The sequence below is a fragment of the Sphingomonas xanthus genome (assembly GCF_007998985.1).
Taxonomy (GTDB): domain Bacteria; phylum Pseudomonadota; class Alphaproteobacteria; order Sphingomonadales; family Sphingomonadaceae; genus Sphingomicrobium; species Sphingomicrobium xanthum.
On record NZ_CP041659.1, the window covers coordinates 469,065 to 487,135 of the forward strand.

General features: G+C 65.1%; 22 protein-coding genes and 1 tRNA gene. 13 read left to right on the forward strand and 10 right to left on the reverse strand.

All coding sequences use genetic code 11. From position 1 onward, the window contains the following. The first annotated feature begins 40 nt into the window (after positions 1–40). From lepB to era, 3 genes are read left to right on the forward strand one after another with little or no spacing between them, the layout of a single operon-like run. Positions 41–889 carry a signal peptidase I gene (lepB, locus tag FMM02_RS02285; protein WP_147493352.1) on the forward strand — a complete coding sequence of 283 codons (849 nt, stop codon included), beginning with the start codon at positions 41–43 and terminating at the stop codon, positions 887–889. Then, positions 886–1,548, forward strand: coding sequence for a ribonuclease III (rnc, locus tag FMM02_RS02290; RefSeq protein ID WP_147493353.1), 663 nt, complete (start codon positions 886–888; stop codon positions 1,546–1,548). Before lepB ends, rnc begins: the two co-directional genes overlap by 4 nt. Continuing rightward, positions 1,545–2,435 (forward strand): GTPase Era, encoded by an 891-nt coding sequence (gene era / locus FMM02_RS02295; RefSeq protein WP_147493354.1) that lies wholly within the window; start codon positions 1,545–1,547, stop codon positions 2,433–2,435. The genes rnc and era overlap by 4 nt, the downstream gene beginning before the upstream one ends. A gap of 15 nt (positions 2,436–2,450) precedes the next feature. Here the strand turns inward: era and FMM02_RS02300 are convergent, their stop codons facing one another. Beyond that, on the reverse strand, positions 2,451–3,155 hold the full coding sequence (locus FMM02_RS02300) for an NAD-dependent deacylase (RefSeq protein WP_147493355.1): 705 nt from the start codon (positions 3,153–3,155) through the stop codon (positions 2,451–2,453). Between the two features lie 69 nt (positions 3,156–3,224). Between FMM02_RS02300 and FMM02_RS02305 the strand changes: the two genes are divergently transcribed. The 5 genes from FMM02_RS02305 (at position 3,225) to nth (ending at position 6,011) form a co-directional block, all read left to right on the forward strand. Further along, positions 3,225–3,488 carry a DksA/TraR family C4-type zinc finger protein gene (locus tag FMM02_RS02305; protein ID WP_147493356.1) on the forward strand — a complete coding sequence of 88 codons (264 nt, stop codon included), beginning with the start codon at positions 3,225–3,227 and terminating at the stop codon, positions 3,486–3,488. A gap of 40 nt (positions 3,489–3,528) precedes the next feature. Next, positions 3,529–3,924 (forward strand): acyl-CoA thioesterase, encoded by a 396-nt coding sequence (locus tag FMM02_RS02310; protein ID WP_147493357.1) that lies wholly within the window; start codon positions 3,529–3,531, stop codon positions 3,922–3,924. 184 nt (positions 3,925–4,108) lie between these two features. Next, complete coding sequence (locus tag FMM02_RS02315) at positions 4,109–4,546, forward strand: hypothetical protein (protein ID WP_147493358.1); 438 nt, start codon at positions 4,109–4,111, stop codon at positions 4,544–4,546. Positions 4,547–4,629: 83 nt separating this feature from the next. Then, the gene (gene dapB, locus FMM02_RS02320; protein ID WP_147493359.1) at positions 4,630–5,343 is read left to right on the forward strand and encodes a 4-hydroxy-tetrahydrodipicolinate reductase; all 714 of its coding nucleotides are present in this window, start codon (positions 4,630–4,632) and stop codon (positions 5,341–5,343) included. Continuing rightward, positions 5,340–6,011 (forward strand): endonuclease III, encoded by a 672-nt coding sequence (gene nth / locus FMM02_RS02325; protein WP_147493360.1) that lies wholly within the window; start codon positions 5,340–5,342, stop codon positions 6,009–6,011. The genes dapB and nth overlap by 4 nt, the downstream gene beginning before the upstream one ends. Here nth and alr read toward each other — a convergent pair. The 3 genes from alr to FMM02_RS02340 are packed head-to-tail and all read right to left on the reverse strand — an operon-like array spanning position 5,980 to position 7,763. Further along, positions 5,980–7,011 (reverse strand): alanine racemase, encoded by a 1,032-nt coding sequence (gene alr, locus FMM02_RS02330; protein ID WP_147493361.1) that lies wholly within the window; start codon positions 7,009–7,011, stop codon positions 5,980–5,982. The genes nth and alr overlap by 32 nt on opposite strands. 9 nt (positions 7,012–7,020) lie before the next feature. Further along, positions 7,021–7,407: a GFA family protein gene (locus FMM02_RS02335; RefSeq protein WP_187107817.1), complete on the reverse strand. Its 387-nt coding sequence runs from the start codon at positions 7,405–7,407 to the stop codon at positions 7,021–7,023. 32 nt (positions 7,408–7,439) lie between these two features. Next, positions 7,440–7,763 carry a UrcA family protein gene (locus FMM02_RS02340; protein WP_147493362.1) on the reverse strand — a complete coding sequence of 108 codons (324 nt, stop codon included), beginning with the start codon at positions 7,761–7,763 and terminating at the stop codon, positions 7,440–7,442. A 133-nt stretch (positions 7,764–7,896) separates the two neighbouring features. On the opposite strand from FMM02_RS02340, the gene FMM02_RS02345 reads away from it, so the two are divergent. Further along, the gene (locus tag FMM02_RS02345; RefSeq protein WP_246104804.1) at positions 7,897–8,802 is read left to right on the forward strand and encodes a LysR family transcriptional regulator; all 906 of its coding nucleotides are present in this window, start codon (positions 7,897–7,899) and stop codon (positions 8,800–8,802) included. A gap of 36 nt (positions 8,803–8,838) precedes the next feature. Here FMM02_RS02345 and glmS read toward each other — a convergent pair whose 3' ends face one another. The 5 genes from glmS to phaR form a co-directional block, all read right to left on the reverse strand. Continuing rightward, the gene (gene glmS / locus FMM02_RS02350) at positions 8,839–10,662 is read right to left on the reverse strand and encodes a glutamine--fructose-6-phosphate transaminase (isomerizing) (protein ID WP_147493363.1); all 1,824 of its coding nucleotides are present in this window, start codon (positions 10,660–10,662) and stop codon (positions 8,839–8,841) included. Position 10,663: 1 nt separating this feature from the next. Continuing rightward, positions 10,664–12,019, reverse strand: coding sequence for a bifunctional UDP-N-acetylglucosamine diphosphorylase/glucosamine-1-phosphate N-acetyltransferase GlmU (glmU, locus tag FMM02_RS02355; protein WP_147493364.1), 1,356 nt, complete (start codon positions 12,017–12,019; stop codon positions 10,664–10,666). Between the two features lie 93 nt (positions 12,020–12,112). Next, a complete protein-coding gene (locus FMM02_RS02360) occupies positions 12,113–12,637 on the reverse strand; it encodes a hypothetical protein (protein ID WP_147493365.1) in 525 nt (174 codons plus the stop codon). A gap of 307 nt (positions 12,638–12,944) precedes the next feature. Continuing rightward, positions 12,945–13,364: a hypothetical protein gene (locus FMM02_RS02365; RefSeq protein WP_147493366.1), complete on the reverse strand. Its 420-nt coding sequence runs from the start codon at positions 13,362–13,364 to the stop codon at positions 12,945–12,947. Then, a complete protein-coding gene (phaR, locus tag FMM02_RS02370) occupies positions 13,361–13,879 on the reverse strand; it encodes a polyhydroxyalkanoate synthesis repressor PhaR (RefSeq protein WP_147493367.1) in 519 nt (172 codons plus the stop codon). Before phaR ends, FMM02_RS02365 begins: the two co-directional genes overlap by 4 nt. Before the next feature lie 133 nt (positions 13,880–14,012). Between phaR and FMM02_RS02375 the strand changes: the two genes are divergently transcribed. The 4 genes from FMM02_RS02375 (at position 14,013) to FMM02_RS02390 (ending at position 17,097) form a co-directional block, all read left to right on the forward strand. Further along, a tRNA-Arg gene (locus FMM02_RS02375) sits at positions 14,013–14,089 on the forward strand. A gap of 37 nt (positions 14,090–14,126) precedes the next feature. After that, positions 14,127–15,626, forward strand: coding sequence for a sensor histidine kinase (locus tag FMM02_RS02380; RefSeq protein WP_147493368.1), 1,500 nt, complete (start codon positions 14,127–14,129; stop codon positions 15,624–15,626). Next, positions 15,623–16,063, forward strand: coding sequence for a response regulator (locus FMM02_RS02385; protein WP_281288876.1), 441 nt, complete (start codon positions 15,623–15,625; stop codon positions 16,061–16,063). The genes FMM02_RS02380 and FMM02_RS02385 overlap by 4 nt, the downstream gene beginning before the upstream one ends. Then, positions 16,063–17,097 carry a histidine kinase dimerization/phosphoacceptor domain -containing protein gene (locus tag FMM02_RS02390; RefSeq protein ID WP_147493369.1) on the forward strand — a complete coding sequence of 345 codons (1,035 nt, stop codon included), beginning with the start codon at positions 16,063–16,065 and terminating at the stop codon, positions 17,095–17,097. Before FMM02_RS02385 ends, FMM02_RS02390 begins: the two co-directional genes overlap by 1 nt. Here FMM02_RS02390 and FMM02_RS02395 read toward each other — a convergent pair. After that, positions 17,094–18,020, reverse strand: coding sequence for a hypothetical protein (locus FMM02_RS02395; protein WP_147493370.1), 927 nt, complete (start codon positions 18,018–18,020; stop codon positions 17,094–17,096). The two genes, FMM02_RS02390 and FMM02_RS02395, sit on opposite strands and share 4 nt — an antisense overlap. Positions 18,021–18,071 lie beyond the last annotated feature (51 nt).

The window sequence follows — 18,071 nt, forward strand, 5'->3', positions numbered from 1 at the left end:
CGCTTGACCTTCGCGCCCCAGACCTCAAAAGCGGCGCTCAATGGCTTTCCCCCGCTTCCGTCGCCGCCCCTATACCGATTCCCGGTCCGAACCGGCCAGGGAGACGCCCGGCCAGTTCCTCCGCTCGCTTGCGCTGCTCGCCTTGCTCGCCTGGGCGCTGCGCAGCCTGGTGGTAGCACCATTCAGCATCCCTTCGGGGTCGATGCTGCCGACCATGATGATCGGCGACTATCTGTTCGTGAGCAAATGGCCCTATGGCTATTCGCGCGCCAGCTTCCCTTTTGGAATCCCCTCGTTCGATGGGCGGATCTTCGGCTCGGCCCCCGAGCGCGGCGATATCGTCGTGTTTCGCGGCCCGGCCGGCGCCGACGTAGTGAAGCGGGTCGTCGGGCTTCCCGGCGACCGGATCGCGGTCAGTGGCGGACGGCTGATCCTCAACGGACGCGAAGTTCCTCGCCAGCGGATCGAGGATTTCGCGATGGAGGTTTCGGAGAACAGCCCGTGCCGTGTCGTTCCCCCCGCCAGTCCGATGATCCGGCCCGGACCGGAGGGAACGGCCGTGTGCATCTATCCCGCCTATCGCGAAACGCTGCCGGGCGGCGCAACCTACGTCGTGCTTGACCAGATCGATGTCAGTCCGGCGGACGATTTTCCCGAAACCATGGTGCCGCGGGACGCGGTTTTCGTGATGGGCGACAATCGCGACGACAGCCTCGACAGCCGCTATTCCCTCGGCTCGGGCGGAATGGGATTCGTTCCGCTGGACAATGTAGTCGGGCGCGCCGAGCTGGCGTTCTGGTCGACCGACGGCAGCGCGTCCTGGATCAATCCGATCAGCTGGTTCAGCGCGCTGCGCACCGACCGGCTCGCTACCGACTATCATCCATGAGCAAGCTGCCGACCTTCATCGCCGAAGCGCTGGGCGGGGCACCGAGCCAGCCGGCGCTATTCGAGCGGGCGCTGACCCATGGAAGCGCCGGCAAGGACACCTATGAGCGACTTGAGTTCCTTGGCGATCGGGTGCTTGGGCTGGTCGTCGCGGCCTGGCTTTATGAGCGTTTCCCCAGCGAACCCGAAGGCAAGATGAGCCGGCGCTACAATGCGCTGGTAGCGCGCGAAACCTGCGCCGAGGTCGGCCGCGTGCTCGGCCTTCCGCCGTTCATCCGGCTCGGCAAGCAGGCGCGCGAGGATAATGCGAGCATGAGCGACAATGTCGTCGGCGACGTCGTCGAGGCGAGCCTTGGCGCACTGTTCCTCGAAGGCGGCTTGGCGCCGGCGGACACCTTCATCCGCAAATATTGGTCGCCCTTCCTTGAAGGACAGCAGCGCGCCCCGGTCCATCCCAAGTCGGCGCTTCAGGAACTTGCCGCCGAGCGCAGGCTGGGGGTTCCCAATTATGAAATGCTGGCCCGCTTCGGCCCGCATCATGCGCCGCGCTTCCGGGTCAAGGTCGACCTTGGCCGCCATGGCGAAGCGGAAGCAGAAGGCGCCTCGAAGCAGGAAGCCGAAACCGCCGCCGCCGCGGCCTTGCTGGAGAAATTGTCATGAGCCGCTGTGGCCTCGTCGCCGTGCTTGGCGCCCCCAATGCCGGCAAGTCCACTTTGGTCAATGCGCTGGTCGGGCAGAAGGTGGCGATTGTCAGCCCCAAGGCGCAGACGACGCGCGCGCGACTGATGGGCATCGCCATCGCGGGTGATGCCCAACTGATGCTGGTCGACACGCCAGGCATCTTCAATCCCAACCGCCGGCTCGACCGGGCGATGGTCAAGGCAGCCTGGGAAGGCGCCGACGACGCCGACCGCCTGGTGCTGGTGGTCGACGCGGCGGCGAAGGTCGGGCCGCGGGTCGAGCAGGTGCTGGCCGGGGTCGAAGCCCGGCCGGAGCCGAAAATCTTCGTCCTCAATAAGGTCGATATCGCCAGGAAGGACGACCTGCTTGTCCTCGCCGCGCGGCTTGCCGAGCGGCTGAAGCCCGAAGCGGTGTTCATGGTGGCGGCATCGACCGGCGACGGTGTGCCCGAACTGAAGGCGCATCTCGCCGGGGCGATGCCCGAGGGGCCATGGCATTTTCCCGAAGACCAGTTAACCGACGTCACCGACCGGATGGTCGCGGCGGAAATGACCCGCGAACAGCTTTACCTGCAGCTTCATGCCGAGCTTCCCTACGCCGCCGCGGTGGTCACCGAACAATGGGAGGACCGCAAGGACGGATCGACCATGATCCACCAGCAGATCATGATCGAACGCGACAGCCAGAAGGGGATCGTCGTCGGCAAGGGCGGCGCCCGGCTGAAGGCGATCGGCGCCGCGGCGCGCGAGGCGATTGCCGAGCATCTTGGCCGCAAGGTCCACCTGTTCCTTCACGTCAAGGTCAACCCGCGCTGGGGCGAGGACCGCGACATCTATCAGGACATGGGACTGGACTGGAGCGAATAGCGCCACCGCGCCCGGTCAACCGGCGAGCAGCTCGTCCACCCAGGCGGGCACCTCGGTCCCCGCCGGCCCGTAACGCCGCTCGTCGAAAAAGATGCTGCCCTGGCTCGGCTCAAGGTTAATTTCCAGCGTGCTGGCGCCGCGATAGCGCGCGGTCCGGACGAAGCCGGCCGCGGGATAGACCGCGCCCGAAGTCCCGATCGAGACGAACAGGTCGGCGCGAAGCAGCGCGGCGTCGATCTGGTCCATTCCATAGGGAATTTCGCCGAACCAGACGATGTCCGGGCGAACCATGCCGTAGGTCGCGCAGGACGGGCATTGTGCCGCGGCGCCCATCATCCCTTCCCAGCCAAACCGCTCGTTACAGCGCAGGCACCAGCCATTGTTCAGCGCCCCATGCATGTGCAGCAGCCTTTGCGAGCCGGCACGTTCGTGAAGGTCGTCGACATTCTGCGTCACCAGCAGCAGTTCGCCAGGCCACTCGTGATCGAGCCGGGCCAGTGCCTGGTGCGCGGCATTGGGTCCGACCTTGCCCAGCCGGGCGCGGCGTGCATCGTAGAAAGCGTGGACCAGTTCCGGATCGCGGGCGAACCCTTCGGGCGTCGCCACATCTTCGACCCGATGGCCTTCCCAAAGCCCGTCCGGCCCGCGGAAGGTGGCGACCCCGCTTTCCGCGCTGACGCCCGCGCCGGTGAGGATCAAAATGTTGCGAATCCCGGTCATTCCGGCACCCTAGCGGAACTGGAAAGCAGGTCAGCCTTTTCCCATATCGAAAAGGAAGGGACGCTTGCGATGGCCGGTGGATGGACCCGCGACGGCGCGGTGCAGGAGCAGATCGAAGATACGGTGAACGATGCCGTTGCTATAGCCCGCTTGCGAATGCCCGCAGGCGAAAGCGCGGAGGAATGCGACGATTGCGGCGACCTGATCCCTGAGCGGCGCCGGTCCGCCCTTCCCGGAGTGCGGACTTGCGTCGTCTGCCAGGCGGAACGCGACAAGGCGGTGGTGCATTCAACCTTCAACCGGCGCGGCAGCAAGGACAGCCAGCTTCGCTAAGAATATTGACACTTGTGTCAGCAACACCCAGTTTGAGGTCATGGCCGAAGCCACTTATCACCATCCGATCGGCATCACGCCCGACGACATCGACCATATGGGTCATGTCAACAACAGCGTGTATCTGAAGTGGGTCCAGGAAGCGGTCATCCGCTACTGGGAGAAGGTCGCTCCGCCGGAGGCGGTTGCGCAGCATCTGTGGATCGCGCTCAGCCATGAGATCATGTACCGCCGCCCGACCTTCCTCGAAGACCTGGTGGTCGCGGACGTGATCGCCGAAAAGGTGGAGGGCGCGCGCGCCTTCTTCACCACGGTCATCAAGCGCGGCGAGGTAGTGCTTGCCGAGGTGAAGAGCAGCTGGTGCTGCCTCGATGCCGTGTCGAAGCGGCCGGTGAGACTAGCCCGCGACATCGCCGCGCGCTTCCTCGCGGACTGAATTTTCCCTGCCGATTTTCCACCTTTTTGAGGCAAAACTGGCTTTTTTATTAATTCTAGGTTAATAGAAAAGCCAGACGCATAGAAGCGTCCTGTCGGGGGCGGACACACGATCGCGGCGATCCCGCCGGCTTGCCGCCCCTTTTTAGCTTTCGAATCCAGACGATCGAAGCAGGAGGAACATCATGAAAAGATTTATTGCCGCGGCTACGGCCGCGACGATCGCTGCTGCCGTACCCGCGGCGGCCCAGCAATTGCCGCTCGCAAGCGGCGAATATTGGGAAATCACGGCAGTCGATGTCGAGGACGGGCAGGGCATTACCTATGCCAACTGGCTGGCAAGCGAATGGCGCCGCTTCAACGACTTTGCCAAGACGCAGGGATGGATCAGCGATTATGACATCCTCGCCAATGTCCATAACCGCGAGGGCGAAGGCGATTTCTACCTGGTCGTCAAATATAAGAACCTTCCCGACGGCGCCGAGCAAGAGCGCCGCAATGTCGCATTCCGCGAGAAGATGCAGCGTTCGGACTCGCAGCTTGCCCAGGAAAGTGGGGGCCGAGCGAAATATCGTCACGTACTTGGCAGCATGCTGCTGCAGGAAATGAATTTCCGCAACTGAGCCGGCAAGGTCTTGCCAGCCGCTGACATGGCCGGCGCCGGCTCCCCGTTGCACGGGCGCCGGCGGTCGGCCATGATCGGGCGATGCGCACCAACCAGCAATCTCTCCGCATCGCCCTCTTCGCCCCGCGCGGGCGGATGGGCCAAGCCATAGCGCGGGCGGTCGCAGATGACGACGGGTTCGCCATCGCCGACGATCATGGCGATGTGCTGATCGACTTTTCGGCGCCGGAAGCGCTGCGCGCCAGCCTCGACCGGGCGGTCAGCGCTGGCGTTCCGCTGCTGGTCGGCACGACTGGCCTCGACGAGGGCCATGACTCGCTGATCGCCGAGGCAGCAAAGATCGTGCCGGTCCTGAAAGCGCCCAACACCTCGCTTGGCGTCGCGCTGCTCACCGACCTTGTCGAACGGGCGGCGCGTGTGCTCGACGGTTCAGGCTGGGATGTCGAGATCGTCGAGGCCCACCATGCCAAAAAGGCCGACGCGCCCTCGGGTACCGCGCTTCACCTCGGTGCGGCGATCGAGCGCGGGCGCGGCGAGGACGCCAAGGAAGAAGTCGGTCGCTACGGCACTGGCCTCCAGCGCGAAACCGGAAGCATCGGCTATGCCGCGGTGCGCGGCGGGACCGTCGCGGGCGATCATGAAGTCATGTTCCTTGGACGTGACGAACGGCTGATCCTGTCGCACCGGGCCGAGACCCGCACGATCTTCGCCCGTGGCGCGCTCGCCGCCGCCCGTTTCCTCCACGGCAAGCCGCCGGGGCTTTACACGATGCGCGACGTCATCGACGCCGCATGAAGAAGCCGGAGGTTTTCGAATTCTTTCGCCGTCTGGCGGAGGCCAATCCCGCGCCCGAAACCGAACTGGAGTTCGGCAACCCCTATCAGCTGGTCGTCGCCGTAGCCCTGTCGGCACAGGCCACCGATGTCGGGGTCAATAAGGCGACCCGCGCGCTTTTCGCCAGGGTCGAGACGCCGCAGCAGATGCTGGATCTGGGCGAAGACGGGCTCAAGGAGCACATCAAGACCATCGGCCTGTACAATACCAAGGCGAAGAATGTCATCGCCGCAGCGCGTCTGCTGGTCGATGAGTTCGGCGGCAAGGTGCCGCAGAACCGCGACGCGCTGGAGCGGCTCCCCGGGGTCGGCCGAAAAACAGCCAACGTTGTTCTCAATTGCGCCTTCGGGCAGGAGACCTTCGCGGTCGATACGCACATCTTCCGGGTCGGCAACCGCACCGGGCTGGCACGGGGCAAGACCCCGCTGGCGGTCGAACTGAAGCTGGAAAAGATGGTGCCGGCACCGTTCCGGCAGGGCGCGCATCACTGGCTGATCCTGCACGGGCGTTACATCTGCAAGGCGCGCACGCCCGAATGCTGGCGCTGTCCGGTCGCGGACCTTTGCGCCTACAAGCCCAAAATGCCCGCCCCCCGATCTAGGTCCAGCGCCGTTCGAGCCGCTGGCTAAGCCCGGTCAGCAATTCATATTGCGACAGGCCTGAAACCTCGGCGGCCTCGGGAAGGCTATAGTCGAGCGTCACCCAGTCGCCTTCGCCTAGCTCCGGTGCCGCGGAAACGTCAATCGCGATGAGATCCATCGAAACGCGCCCGACCAGCGGCAGCGGCCGGGTGCCCGCCCTGGCCGCGCCTTTACCCGTGAAGCAGCGCAGATATCCGTCGGCATAGCCGATGTTGATGATCGCGACCTCGGTATTGGCGGTCGCCGTCCAAGTCGCGCCATAGCCGCAGCTTTCGCCCGCAGGGATGGTCCGGCGCTGGACGATTTCCGCTTCGGGAAAGGCAACCTGCACGATATGCCCGGCAGCTTCCCCGCGCGGCACCCCGCCGTAGAGCGCAAGGCCCGGGCGGACGAGGTCGAAGCTATAATCGCGGCCAAGGCAGATGCCGGCGCTGTTGGCGATCGCATAGCGGCGCGCCGTCACGCTTGCGGCGATGGCCGCGAACCGGTCGCGCTGCACATGGTTCATGACATTGTCTTCATCGGCGCAGGAAAGGTGGCTGTGCAGCGTGTCGATGGCCAGGCCATCGAGCAGGCCGATCTCATCGCTGCGCAGGCCGAGCCGGTTCATGCCGGTATCGACCATCACGTCGCACGGGCGCCCACCGCATTCGGCTTTCCATCGCTGGACCTGTTCGGCCGTGTTGAGCACCGGGCGGGCCTTACCGCCGAGCGCAGCGGCCATGTCCTTCGGCCCGACTCCGTGGAGCACCGCGACGCGCGCATCTCCCGGCAATGGCCCAAGCGCCTCCGCTTCGGCCCAGGTCGACACGAAAAAGTCGCGACAGCCGACATCGGCCAGCAGCCGAGTTACCTCGACCGCGCCCAGGCCATAGCCGTCGGCCTTGACCGCGGCGCCTGCGGCGACCCCGGCGGTGCGCTGGAGCCAGCGCCAATTTTCCTGGAGGGCGGCGGGATCGAGGCGAAGACGAAGGGCGCGGTGAGTCACCCGCGTTGCCTAGCCAGCGCCATGGGAGTCGTCGAGGGCCGCCTTTGCCCGATCCCAATTGCGTCCGTCGAACTGCGCGATTTCAAGGGCGGGCGGCGAGTCGAGGCAATGGGCATTGACGCTCCACGCGCCGGGATGGCTGCGCGGCTGGTAAAAGCTCTTCACCCCGCACGTCGCGCAGAACAGGTGGTTCGCTGCCCCCGTGCCGAAACTATACCCGGTCAGCGACTGTTCGCCCGACGACAGGGTAAAGTCCGCATGGGGAACGATGATGTGCAGAAAGCCGGTCATCGAACAGACGGAACAATTGCAGTTCAGCGCAGGCAGCGGGGGATCGGGGACGCGCGCCCGAAACCGCACCGCGCCGCAATGACATCCGCCCGATATTTCGATCATGGGCGATGCTATGCGGCGCGGTGCGCCTTCAATCAACGGGCAGCGAGGGCAAACTGCCCGCTGGATGACGCGGCGATATGCGCCCTGGCGGCCGCCGATGCGTGGGCGAAGGTTTCGGTACGGCAGCGGCGGAGCGCGTTCTGTCCCTTGAGGTCGGCGGGCGACGCCGAACCGCAAATATCGGCAGCGGCGTGCCTCAGACGCTGATCGAGCGTCCGTTGCCCCTCGGCGGTGTTGAGGTCGATCCCGGCCAGCGGAACGGCGACGCTGACAGGCGCGCTGACCGGCGCTTCGAGCTGGGCGAAGGCGGGCGCGGCGGTGAAGGCAAGGAGCCCGGCGAGAAACATCTTGGTCATGTCGCATTCCTTTTCGGATGTGATGCGACGATCCAAATAGGCCGGCAGTCCAGTTGCGAAAAGCAACGATAATGACTTACCGTTCTGCAATATTGCAGAATGCCGAAAAGGCGCAGATCATGTCAGGGGGGGCATGATGATCGACTGGAACGATCTTAGATATCTTCTTGCAGTCGCCGAAGGCGGCAGCACCCTGGCCGCGGGCCGTGCGTTGCGGGTCAGCCAGACCACGGTCGCCCGCCGCATTGCCGCGCTTGAGGCCGCGGTCGGAACCCCGCTGTTCGACCGGCGCAGTGCCGGCTACGCCCCTACCCCCGCTGCCCAGGCGTTGCTTCCGCTAGCGCAGGAGGTCGCGGGGGCTGCCAGACGGTTCGAGGAGGCCGCCGACGCCGGCCGCCGCGCCGTGGGCGGAGTGGTCCGGCTGACTACCGAGGATATTTTCGCTGACGCCCTGCTCGCGCCGCTGCTCGCCGAACTCTACGTACTTCATCCCGAAATCCGCATCGAGATCGACAGCACGCGCCTGCTGCGTGATCTCGGCGCCGGTGAAGCCGACGTCGCCTTCCGCAGTACCAGCCGGACTGCGCCGGCGGGGGTGGTCGGACGGCGGATCTGCGCCGACGACTGGACCTTCTATTGCAGCCGCGACTATGCCCAGCGCCACGGCGACATCCCGCGGACGATGAGCGCCCTGCGCGACCATCCGCTGGTCGGCGGCGGTGGCGGCAATTTGTGGCGCGCCTATGAAGCGATCCTCGCGGAGTATGGGCTGCGCGACCGGGTCGCGATCCACCAGGGCACCTCGACCGGACTGCTGACCGGGATCCGCGCCGGAATGGGCATCGGCGTGCTTCCGTGTATCGTCGCCGACGGGGACGAAAATCTGCTGCGCTGCATGCGGCCCAGAACCGACCATGGGCGAGTTCTCTGGCTGCTTACCCATCAGCGGGTCCGTCACAGCCCGCCGGTAAGGGCGGCGATCGATTTCCTCTACAAGCGGCTGAGGGCGCAGGTGAAAGCACTCAACCTCAACGTCTGAGCGCTGACGCGCAGTTAGGCCGCTAATACGAAATGCTCACTCGACCGTAACGCTCTTCGCCAGGTTGCGCGGTTGGTCGACGTCGGTGCCCTTGGCGACCGCGACATGATAGGCGAGCAGCTGCACCGGCACCGCATAGACCAGCGGCGCGATCAGCGGGTGGACCTCGGGCATTTCGATCGTCGCCATGCAGCCTTCGCCGGCATCGGCCAGCCCCTTTGCATCGGAAATGAGGATGATCTTGCCGCCGCGCGCCCGGACCTCCTGCATGTTGCTGACGGTTTTTTCGAACAAGGGTCCCGACGGGGCGATGACGATCACCGGGACCAGGTCGTCGATTAGCGCGATAGGCCCATGCTTCATTTCCCCGGCGGCATAGCCTTCGGCGTGGATGTAGCTGATTTCCTTGAGCTTCAGCGCGCCCTCCAGCGCCATCGGATAATCGGGACCGCGGCCCAGGTAGAGGACGTCGCGCGCCGGGGCGACCAGGTGGGCTATGCCGGCGATATCCTCATCATGGCCAAGTGCATTGTTGATTGCTTCGGGCGCCTCGCGGAGGTGCTCGACCACCGCGCGTTCCTCGTCCTCGCTCATCCGCCCCTTGGCGCGGGCAAGGTTGGCGGCAAGCGCCGCAAGCACGCTCAGTTGGCAGGTAAAGGCCTTGGTCGAGGCGACCCCGATTTCCGGCCCGGCATGCGTCGGAAGCAATAAGTCCGCTTCCCGCGCCATCGAGCTGGTGGGGACATTGACCACCACGGCGATGATCTGCCCTTCGGCCCGGGCATGGCGCAGCGCGGCTAGCGTGTCGGCGGTCTCGCCGCTTTGCGAAATGAACAGCGCCAGCCCGCCCGGCTCGAGCACCGGCTCGCGGTAGCGAAATTCGCTCGCCACATCGAGATCGACCGGCACCCGGGCGAACTGTTCGAACCAATATTTGGCGACCATTCCGGCATAAAAGCTGGTGCCGCAGGCAACGATGGTGATGCGTTTGACCGCGCTCAGGTCGAAATCGATGTCGGGCAGCGCGACCTTGCCGTCGAACGGGCGAACATAGCTTTGCAAGGTCTGGGCGACGACGAGCGGTTGCTCGAAAATCTCCTTCTGCATGTAGTGGCGATAATTGCCCTTTTCGATCTGCGCCGCCGAAGCCCCGGATTCGATGATCTCGCGGCTAACCGGCGCGTTGGACCGGTCGTAAATCTCGATCCGGTCACGGGTGACCACCGCCCAATCGCCTTCATCGAGATAGGCGATCTTCTGGGTCAGCGGGGCAAGCGCCAATGCGTCGGAGCCGAGGTAATTTTCGCCCTCCCCGTAGCCGACGGTAAGCGGCGCGCCCATGCGCGCGCCGATCAGCTGGTCGGGATAGTCACGGAACAGGAAGGCGATCGCGAAGGCGCCGTGGAGGCGCGGCAGCACCATCGCCACCGCGTCGGTCGGCGATGACCCCCGCTCTACCTCGCGCGCGACCAGATGCGCGACAACTTCGGAATCGGTTTCGCTGAGGAATTTGCGCCCGTCGGCGATCAGCTCATCGCGCAGCGGCTTGAAATTCTCGATGATGCCATTGTGCACCAGCGCGACCGGGCCGGCGATATGGGGATGGGCGTTGTCGACCGTCGGCGCGCCATGGGTGGCCCAGCGCGTATGGGCGATCCCGACTTCGCCCGGAAGCGCCGACCGGGCCAGCTCGCGCGCCAAATTCTCGAGCTTCCCCTCGGCCCGGCGCCGCGCAAACTCACCATTTTCGACCGTGCAGATGCCGGCCGAGTCATAACCGCGGTACTCAAGCCGCTTCAGTCCATCGAACAATCGCTGCGCGACCGGTTCCCGCCCGACAATCCCGACAATCCCGCACATGCTATGCCTTGTCCTTCTTCGCTTGCTGCCTGGCCCGGAATCGGGCGGCCCAGCCCTTGAGGCCGCGCTGGTCGCCCCGCGCGACCGCCAGTTCGTCGGCCGCGACATCGCTGGTGATGGTCGAGCCCGCGCCGACGATCGCGCCGTCGCCGATGCTCACCGGCGCAACCAGCGCGCTGTTCGATCCGATGAACGCGCCGGCGCCGATGGTCGTGCGATATTTGCCGAACCCGTCATAATTGCAGGTGATCGTCCCGGCGCCGATATTGGCCTTCTCCCCCACTTCGGCATCGCCGATATAGCTTAGGTGGTTGGCCTTCGCGCCCTTGCCCAGGCGCGCCTTCTTCACCTCGACGAAATTGCCGATCCTGGCACCTTCGGAAAGGATCGCTCCGGGCCGCAGCCGGGCGAAGGGGCCGACCTCGCAGCCGGTCGAGATTGTCGCGCCCTCGATATGCGAGAAAGCGCGGATGGTGGCGCCATCGGCGATGCTGACGCCAGGACCGAACACGACATGAGGTTCGATGGTGCAATCACGGCCAAGCACTGTGTCGGCGGAGAACCAGACGCTTTCCGGGTCGATCAGCGTTGCCCCTTGGTCCAGCGCCTGTTCGCGGCGGCGGCGCTGCCAGTCGAGTTCGAGATGGGCGAGTTCAGCGCGGCTGTTGACGCCCGCAGTCTCGAACGGCTCGCCCTCGATTACTACCGGCGCACGGCCGTCGTCGCGGGCGATCATCACCACGTCGGGAAGATAAAATTCGCCAGCCGCATTGGCGTTGCCAACCGCATCCAGCCAGCGGAACAGGTCGCGCGAATGGGCGGCGAGCATCCCGCTGTTACACAGGCGCACCGCGCGCTCGGCCTCGTTGGCATCCTTATACTCGACCATCTTCGAAATCCGGTCACCTTCGCCGAGGATCACCCGCCCATAGGCCTTGCCATCGTCCGGCGAGCTGGCAAGCACCACCACGCCGGGATTGTCGGCGGCGGCAAGCCGGTCGAGCATGCGCTGAAGCGTGTCTTCGGTCACGAACGGCGTGTCGCCGTAAAGTACCAGCACCGGCCCGTCGAAGTCCGACAATGGCGCGGCCGCCATCTGCACGGCATGGGCGGTGCCTTTCTGCTCGGCCTGAACCGCGAGCGTCACGCCATGGCCGTCAAGCGCCGCCTCGAGCTGGTTGCGGCCCTTGCCCACGACCACCACCCGGCGCTCCGCGCCCATCGCCTCGACCGTGGCCAGCAGGTGAAGCAGCATCGGCCGCCCGGCGATCGGGTGGAGCACCTTGTGGGTATCGGAACGCATGCGGGTGCCCTGCCCGGCAGCGAGGATGACAACCGCGAATGTCGACTGATTCATCGCCCCGCCTTGGCACGACCGCTTGCGCTTTGCCATAGAGCAAGGGCCCCGGCGCGATGCCGGAGCCCTGCTATTCCGCTTCCTTCCGGCGCCCTAGCTGGCCGGGGTCGTCTTGGGCTTGGCGGGTGCCCGCTTGCGCGCGGTCGAACTGGAACGGCGCTTGGCCGTCGTGCCCTTGGTGGCGCGCTTGGCCGCGGTCTTTGTTCCGCTCTTGGACGGAGCCTTGCGCGTTGCGCCCGCCTTGCGCGGCGCCGCCTTGGTCGCGACCGGCTTTGAGGAAGATGTCGACGAATACCCGTCCTCGGTCCAGTTACCCGACATTACCCGCTGCGCCGCGTCTGCCACCGCTTCGGCGATCAGCGAGCCGAGCTTGGAAGCGTTGGTCATCATCGCCGTCGCCGCCTGGCTTGCGCTGTCCGCCGCATCGAGTCCGGCGTCGCGGATCGCCTTGCGAGCCTTGGGGCTTGCAGCGATCGCCGCCGCCGCCGCGGTAAGCCCGGCGGCGAGCATCTCGCGGCTCATCGCGGCCTTGGCGATCTTGTCCATGGTCGTCGTGCTATTATTGCTGCTGCTGCTCTTGCCGCTGCTCTTGGTGCGGCTGCTTGTCGACTTCGCCATTTACTGCCTCCCTGTGGTCCGTTTGTTCACAAAAGCGGTTCAGTGCCGAAACGGTTCCGAAATAGGCGAAGAAGACAGGCAAGGTAAAGGGAGCCGCCGCACCACGCGGCGACCCCCTCAACATGGTCAGCGACCGGACGTTCAAACCCGGAAGGACATGGACTGGCTGGTTAGGCCGTCACCTTCCAAGCGAACTGGACCGACCTCTCTGCTGAACCATGAGACATCGGATCACCTCCTTTCGCTGCGTTGATTGCAGGCACAGCATGTTGTGTGTCGGAGGGATAAACAAGACTTGTAATTGTGGTCAGATTCGACAATCTTCAATGCTTCGCGCCGCTTCCGGCCAGCTCGGAATCGCCAGCGTGGCCCCCGCCCCGCCCCACACCAGGAAACGCCCCCGGCTAAAGGCGATCGCGTCGAGCAGCGGGTCGGTTGCCGCGACCCTTCCGGTCGAGGGAATGGCACGGGTAAGGGCGCTGGTTGCAATCGACAGAACTGCGGGCGGAGTCCCGGGACGGGAAATGATCACCGTCCGGCTGGTCCGGTCGCAGCGAATCGACAAAAGATTCCCGTAGCGCGCTTCCGACCCGGCGGGCGTCGCCGAATAGCTCCACGCGCCAGGACTGATGGGCAGCGCCTTGCCGGTCTCGAAAGTCAACGCCGGCTGCTGGGCGGAGGCGGGAACGGCGGCAAGTGCTAGCGACGCGATGAACAAGCGAATCATTTGCCGAGCTTATCGACCTTTGCCTGCAGTGCGGCCAATTCGGCCTTCAGCTTGCCCAGTTCGTCGCTCGCTTCGTCGCCGGCCTTCGCTTTCTTGCCGGCCATCGCGCCGGCCGCTTCCTCGAACAGAGCCATGTTGCGCTTGGCCATGTCGGCGAACATGTTCGGGCCGAACGCGCCGGTCATCGTCGCCGACTGTTTCTGGAAAGCATCCATCGCGGCTTCGAGATAGGGGGGCACTGCGCCCTGCATCTGTCCGCCGTAAAGGCCGATCAGCTGGCGCAGGAAATTTACCGGCAGCAAAGTTGATCCGCGCGCCTCTTCATCGACGATGATCTGGGTCAGGACCTGGTGGGTGATGTCCTCGCCCGACTTGGCGTCGACCACTTCGAAATCGCGGCCTTCGCGGATCATTGCGGCAAGCCGGTCGAGCGTGATGTAGCTGCTGCTTTCGGTATCGTAGAGGCGCCGGTTGGCGTATTTCTTGATAGTCACCTTGTCCGCCGCCTTGGCCATTCCGTCGCTCCTGAAGCTTTGGCGAGAGCCTAGACCCCGCGATTGCGCACCGCAACATGGGTTGGCCGCAGATGCGATATGGTCGGCGCTGGACGCTTGCGGGCGGCGCCGGGCCAAGCTAAGCGGGCGCCACGCACCCATAGCTCAGCTGGATAGAGCGTTGCCCTCCGAAGGCAAAGGCCAGAGGTTCGAATCCTCTTGGGTGCGCCATTTGTATCGGGCGTTGCGTCGACCCTTGGAATGGGGAATGATCATGTTCCAGATCGACGATCGCCGCTTCAACCGGCTTGCGATCGCGGGTCTGATCGTCGGCTTCCTCCTTGTCCTTGCTGCCTTTGCCGCCTCCTTGTGGGTATTCCGGTCGAACACGCAGGCGAACGCGCTGGTCGAGCGCACCCATGACATCGTCGATGAGATCGCTCGGCTGGAGATCATGGTCGAACGTGCCGAAACGGCGAGGCGCGGAATCGTCCTGTGGCCCGACATCTACCGGGTTGGAATCTACCAGGAGAGCGTCGCAGCGATACCCCACTCGATCGACCGGCTGAAAAAACTGGTCGAAGCCAATCCCGACCAGGTCGAACGGGTACGCGAGCTTGAACAGACGCTCCGCTTCCATGTCCGGGAAATGGACGATTCGGTGGACCTGGCACGGAGCGGCGAAACGCTCGGCGCGCAGCAGATCTTCATCGCCGACATTTCCAGCCAGCCGACCATTCGGGCCATCCGAACGCAGGCCGACGCCATGCGCAGCGAGGAGATCCGGCGGCTGGAGCAGCGGACTGCGGCGGTCGGCCGCAACATCCTCCACGTGCAATATGCACTGGCGCTGACCGGCCTGTTGCTGATGCTGCTGGGCGCGGCGACCTTCTGGCTGGTCCGGCGCTACACGCGCGACCTGACGACAACTCGCGACCGGCTGAAGCTGCTCAACAACGACCTTGAAAGCGCCGTTGACGAGCGGACCCGCGATCTCACCCGCGCCAATGAGGAAATCCAGCGCTTCGCCTATATCGTCAGCCATGACCTGCGTTCCCCGCTGGTCAATGTGATGGGCTTCACCGCGGAGCTAGACCGCGCAGGGAAAATCGTCACCGCCTTCGTCGAAAGCGTCGAGACCCAGCATCCCGAACTGGTGGACGAGGAAGCGCGGCTGGCGGCGCGCGAGGACCTACCCGAGGCGATTGGCTTCATCCGCTCCTCAACCCAGAAGATGGACCGGCTGATCAACGCCATCCTCGACCTGTCGCGGCAGGGCCGCCGCGTGCTGACGCCCGAACATATGCCCATGGATCAGGTCATCGCCGACATCGCCGACAGCCTTGCCGTCCAGGCCGAGAAGCGCGGCGCGGCGATCCGCATCGAAAGCCCGCTGCCCGACATCAATCACGACCGGCTGGCGGTCGAGCAGCTGTTTTCCAACCTGATCGAGAATGCCACCAAATATCTGCATCCCGGACGGGCCGGTAAGGTTGTCGTGCGCGGCAAGCGCGACGGCAAGAGGGTCCGGTTCGAAGTCGAAGACAATGGGCGCGGGATTGCGCCCGAAGACCATGAACGCGTGTTCGAACTGTTCCGCCGCTCGGGAAAACAGGACCAGGAAGGCGAAGGCATCGGGCTCGCCAATGTCCGCGCACTTGCCTATCGGCTAGGCGGGATGGTGACGGTGAAATCGGCCTTAAGCGAAGGTTCAACCTTCATCGTCGATTTGCCGGTCACTTTCGCCAAGGAGGGGAAAGAACAGTGAACGCACACAGTCCGGTCCGGATCGTCATGATCGAGGACGATGAAGGCCATGCCCGGCTGATCGAGAAAAACATCCGCCGCGCCGGGATCAACAACGAGATCCGCCATTTCCTCGATGGCGGAAGCGGACTGGATTTCCTGTTCAACAGCCCCCACGGACCGGCGCACAATGGGCCGGCGCTGGTCCTCCTCGATCTCAACCTGCCGGACATGAGCGGCACCGACATCCTCGCCAGGATCAAGGGTGACGAAAAGTTGCACCGCGTTCCCGTGGTCGTCCTCACCACCACCGACGACAAGGTCGAAATCCAGCGCTGCTACGACCTTGGCTGCAACGTCTACATCACCAAGCCGGTCAATTATGAAAGCTTCGCCGACGCGATCAAGCAGCTTGGGCTGTTCCTTTCGGTGATCCAGGTGCCGAGCAACGCGGCCTGATGAAGCAGCCGCGGCGGATCCTCTATATCGATGACGACGCCGGCCTTTGCCGGCTGGTGACGAAGCTGCTTGAGCGGCGCGGCCACAGCGTGACCTCGGCCGCCACCGGCCAGCAGGGCATTGACCTTGCCCGCGACGGCGGTTTCGAGATCATCGCGGTCGACCATTATATGCCGGGCATGGACGGTTTGCAGACGCTCGCGGCGCTGCGCGCGCTGCCCGGCTGCCCGCCGGTGGTCTATGTCACCGGGTCGGAGGAAAGCAGCGTTGCGGTCGCCGCACTGAAGGCGGGCGCTTATGAATATGTCGTCAAGACGGTCGGCGACGATTTCGTCGACCTGCTCGAACAGGCCTTCACCCTCGCGCTCGCCCGGGTTCGGCTGGAACGGGACAAGCTGGCCGCCGAGGACGCGCTGCGCGCCGCCAACGAACGGCTTGAAACCTTGTTGAAAGAGGTCAACCACCGGGTCGCCAATTCGCTCCAGCTGGTTTCGACCTTCGTCCATATGCAGTCGCGCCAGCTCGACAATGACGATGCGCGCGATGCGCTGGCCGATACGCAGCGGCGGATCGACGCGATCGCTCAGGTCCACCGCAAGCTCTACGCTTCGGGCGACGTCGAGACGGTGGCGATGGACGAATATCTCTCCGCGATCGTCGACGAGCTTCAGGAAACCTGGTCGACCCCGGCTGCGCCGCGCCGAATCCGCCTGAACGCCGAACCGGTCGAGCTCCATCCCGACAAGGCGGTATCGCTGGGCATCATCGTCAACGAGCTGGTCAGCAACGCCTGTAAATATGCTTATGGCCCTGACCGGTCGGGCGAGGTGCGGGTCAGCCTGGCCAAGGCCGGCGAGCACAGCTTCTCCCTATCGGTCGAAGATGACGGGATCGGCTTTGCACAGGGAGACAAGCCGCGAGGCAGCGGACTGGGTTCGCAGCTGGTGCTGGCGATGTCCCGCTCGCTCGCCGCCAAGCTCGACTATGACGATGGCCATCGCGGAGTCCGGGCGACCGTGGTCGCCCCGCTTTAGCGGCGCCACTCCCCAAGCACCTTGCCGTCACCCGGATTGACCACCGCGACGCGTTCGATCGCGGTGGCGACCAGGCAGGTTGGCCGCAAATAGGGTCCAGCTGACTGGCACAGGACGCTTTCCCGCCCGCCCGGGATCGCGGCAATGCGGCCTTCGATGACCAGTTGCAGGCCGCCACTTTGCGGAACCTGTTCCGGGGGAACGCGCTGCACGATTTCGAGCGGCCTGCCGCGCCGTTGGCCGACCCGCGACGCGTCGGGGTCCGAAAATGTGGCGATGCCAAGCGAAGACGTACGCGCCGGCGATAGGGCCTTTGGCGGGGCGCCGGCCGGGACCGCGGCAGCGTGGGCGTCCTTTTTGCCGGCTTCGCCCGACCCGTCGGCATCACCCGCCGCCGGGGCAGGAACCGGGGCCGGGACAGGCGCCGGAGGTGGGCAGGTCTCGCTGCTTGTCCATGGCCTTGGCAGCCAATATCCCTCGATCGAGTCAACCGGCAAGTCGCCGAGGCGTTGCTGCACCCATGGCGTTTCGGTCCAGTCGGCCCCCGCCACGCGGACCCGAAGCGACTGGTCCTCGGCATTGTAGGACCATCCGCTGGTCTCGATCTTCTCGACCGGCCCGTCGCACCCGAACGCCATGCGCAGCAGGAACCGGCGACCGACCCGCCAATCGGCGACCTGGACCCCGCCTGCGGCCTGGTCGGCGGCATCGGCGGCGAGCGCGATGAGGTCAGCCCGGCCCATTACCGCCTCCGTGATCGGCGGCGTCGGCATGGGCTGCGGCCGGGGAACCTCGACCGCGGGCGGTGGTTGCTTCTCCACACTGTCTCGGCCGATGATATAGCCCGCGGTCGCGATCGCGACGCCAAGGACCGCCAGGGCGGCGACATTGCGGACGCGGGAGTCTTTGCTTGGCGTGTCCATCAACCCTTGTTAGCAGATTGATAAGGAGGCACCACCTTTTGAACATGCCAT

What these genes read in the sequence shown, in the direction of transcription:
- FMM02_RS02395 (WP_147493370.1), bottom strand. Translation starts at nt 18,020, where the DNA reads ATGGACACGCCAAGCAAAGACTCCCGCGTCCGCAATGTCGCCGCCCTG.
- FMM02_RS02345 (WP_246104804.1), top strand. Translation starts at nt 7,897, where the DNA reads ATGATGATCGACTGGAACGATCTTAGATATCTTCTTGCAGTCGCCGAA.
- lepB (WP_147493352.1), top strand. Translation starts at nt 41, where the DNA reads ATGGCTTTCCCCCGCTTCCGTCGCCGCCCCTATACCGATTCCCGGTCC.
- glmU (WP_147493364.1), bottom strand. Translation starts at nt 12,019, where the DNA reads ATGAATCAGTCGACATTCGCGGTTGTCATCCTCGCTGCCGGGCAGGGC.
- FMM02_RS02335 (WP_187107817.1), bottom strand. Translation starts at nt 7,407, where the DNA reads ATGATCGAAATATCGGGCGGATGTCATTGCGGCGCGGTGCGGTTTCGG.
- nth (WP_147493360.1), top strand. Translation starts at nt 5,340, where the DNA reads ATGAAGAAGCCGGAGGTTTTCGAATTCTTTCGCCGTCTGGCGGAGGCC.
- era (WP_147493354.1), top strand. Translation starts at nt 1,545, where the DNA reads ATGAGCCGCTGTGGCCTCGTCGCCGTGCTTGGCGCCCCCAATGCCGGC.
- rnc (WP_147493353.1), top strand. Translation starts at nt 886, where the DNA reads ATGAGCAAGCTGCCGACCTTCATCGCCGAAGCGCTGGGCGGGGCACCG.
- FMM02_RS02365 (WP_147493366.1), bottom strand. Translation starts at nt 13,364, where the DNA reads ATGATTCGCTTGTTCATCGCGTCGCTAGCACTTGCCGCCGTTCCCGCC.
- FMM02_RS02315 (WP_147493358.1), top strand. Translation starts at nt 4,109, where the DNA reads ATGAAAAGATTTATTGCCGCGGCTACGGCCGCGACGATCGCTGCTGCC.
- dapB (WP_147493359.1), top strand. Translation starts at nt 4,630, where the DNA reads ATGCGCACCAACCAGCAATCTCTCCGCATCGCCCTCTTCGCCCCGCGC.
- FMM02_RS02310 (WP_147493357.1), top strand. Translation starts at nt 3,529, where the DNA reads ATGGCCGAAGCCACTTATCACCATCCGATCGGCATCACGCCCGACGAC.
- phaR (WP_147493367.1), bottom strand. Translation starts at nt 13,879, where the DNA reads ATGGCCAAGGCGGCGGACAAGGTGACTATCAAGAAATACGCCAACCGG.
- FMM02_RS02390 (WP_147493369.1), top strand. Translation starts at nt 16,063, where the DNA reads ATGAAGCAGCCGCGGCGGATCCTCTATATCGATGACGACGCCGGCCTT.
- glmS (WP_147493363.1), bottom strand. Translation starts at nt 10,662, where the DNA reads ATGTGCGGGATTGTCGGGATTGTCGGGCGGGAACCGGTCGCGCAGCGA.
- FMM02_RS02360 (WP_147493365.1), bottom strand. Translation starts at nt 12,637, where the DNA reads ATGGCGAAGTCGACAAGCAGCCGCACCAAGAGCAGCGGCAAGAGCAGC.
- FMM02_RS02340 (WP_147493362.1), bottom strand. Translation starts at nt 7,763, where the DNA reads ATGACCAAGATGTTTCTCGCCGGGCTCCTTGCCTTCACCGCCGCGCCC.
- FMM02_RS02380 (WP_147493368.1), top strand. Translation starts at nt 14,127, where the DNA reads ATGATCATGTTCCAGATCGACGATCGCCGCTTCAACCGGCTTGCGATC.
- FMM02_RS02305 (WP_147493356.1), top strand. Translation starts at nt 3,225, where the DNA reads ATGGCCGGTGGATGGACCCGCGACGGCGCGGTGCAGGAGCAGATCGAA.
- FMM02_RS02300 (WP_147493355.1), bottom strand. Translation starts at nt 3,155, where the DNA reads ATGACCGGGATTCGCAACATTTTGATCCTCACCGGCGCGGGCGTCAGC.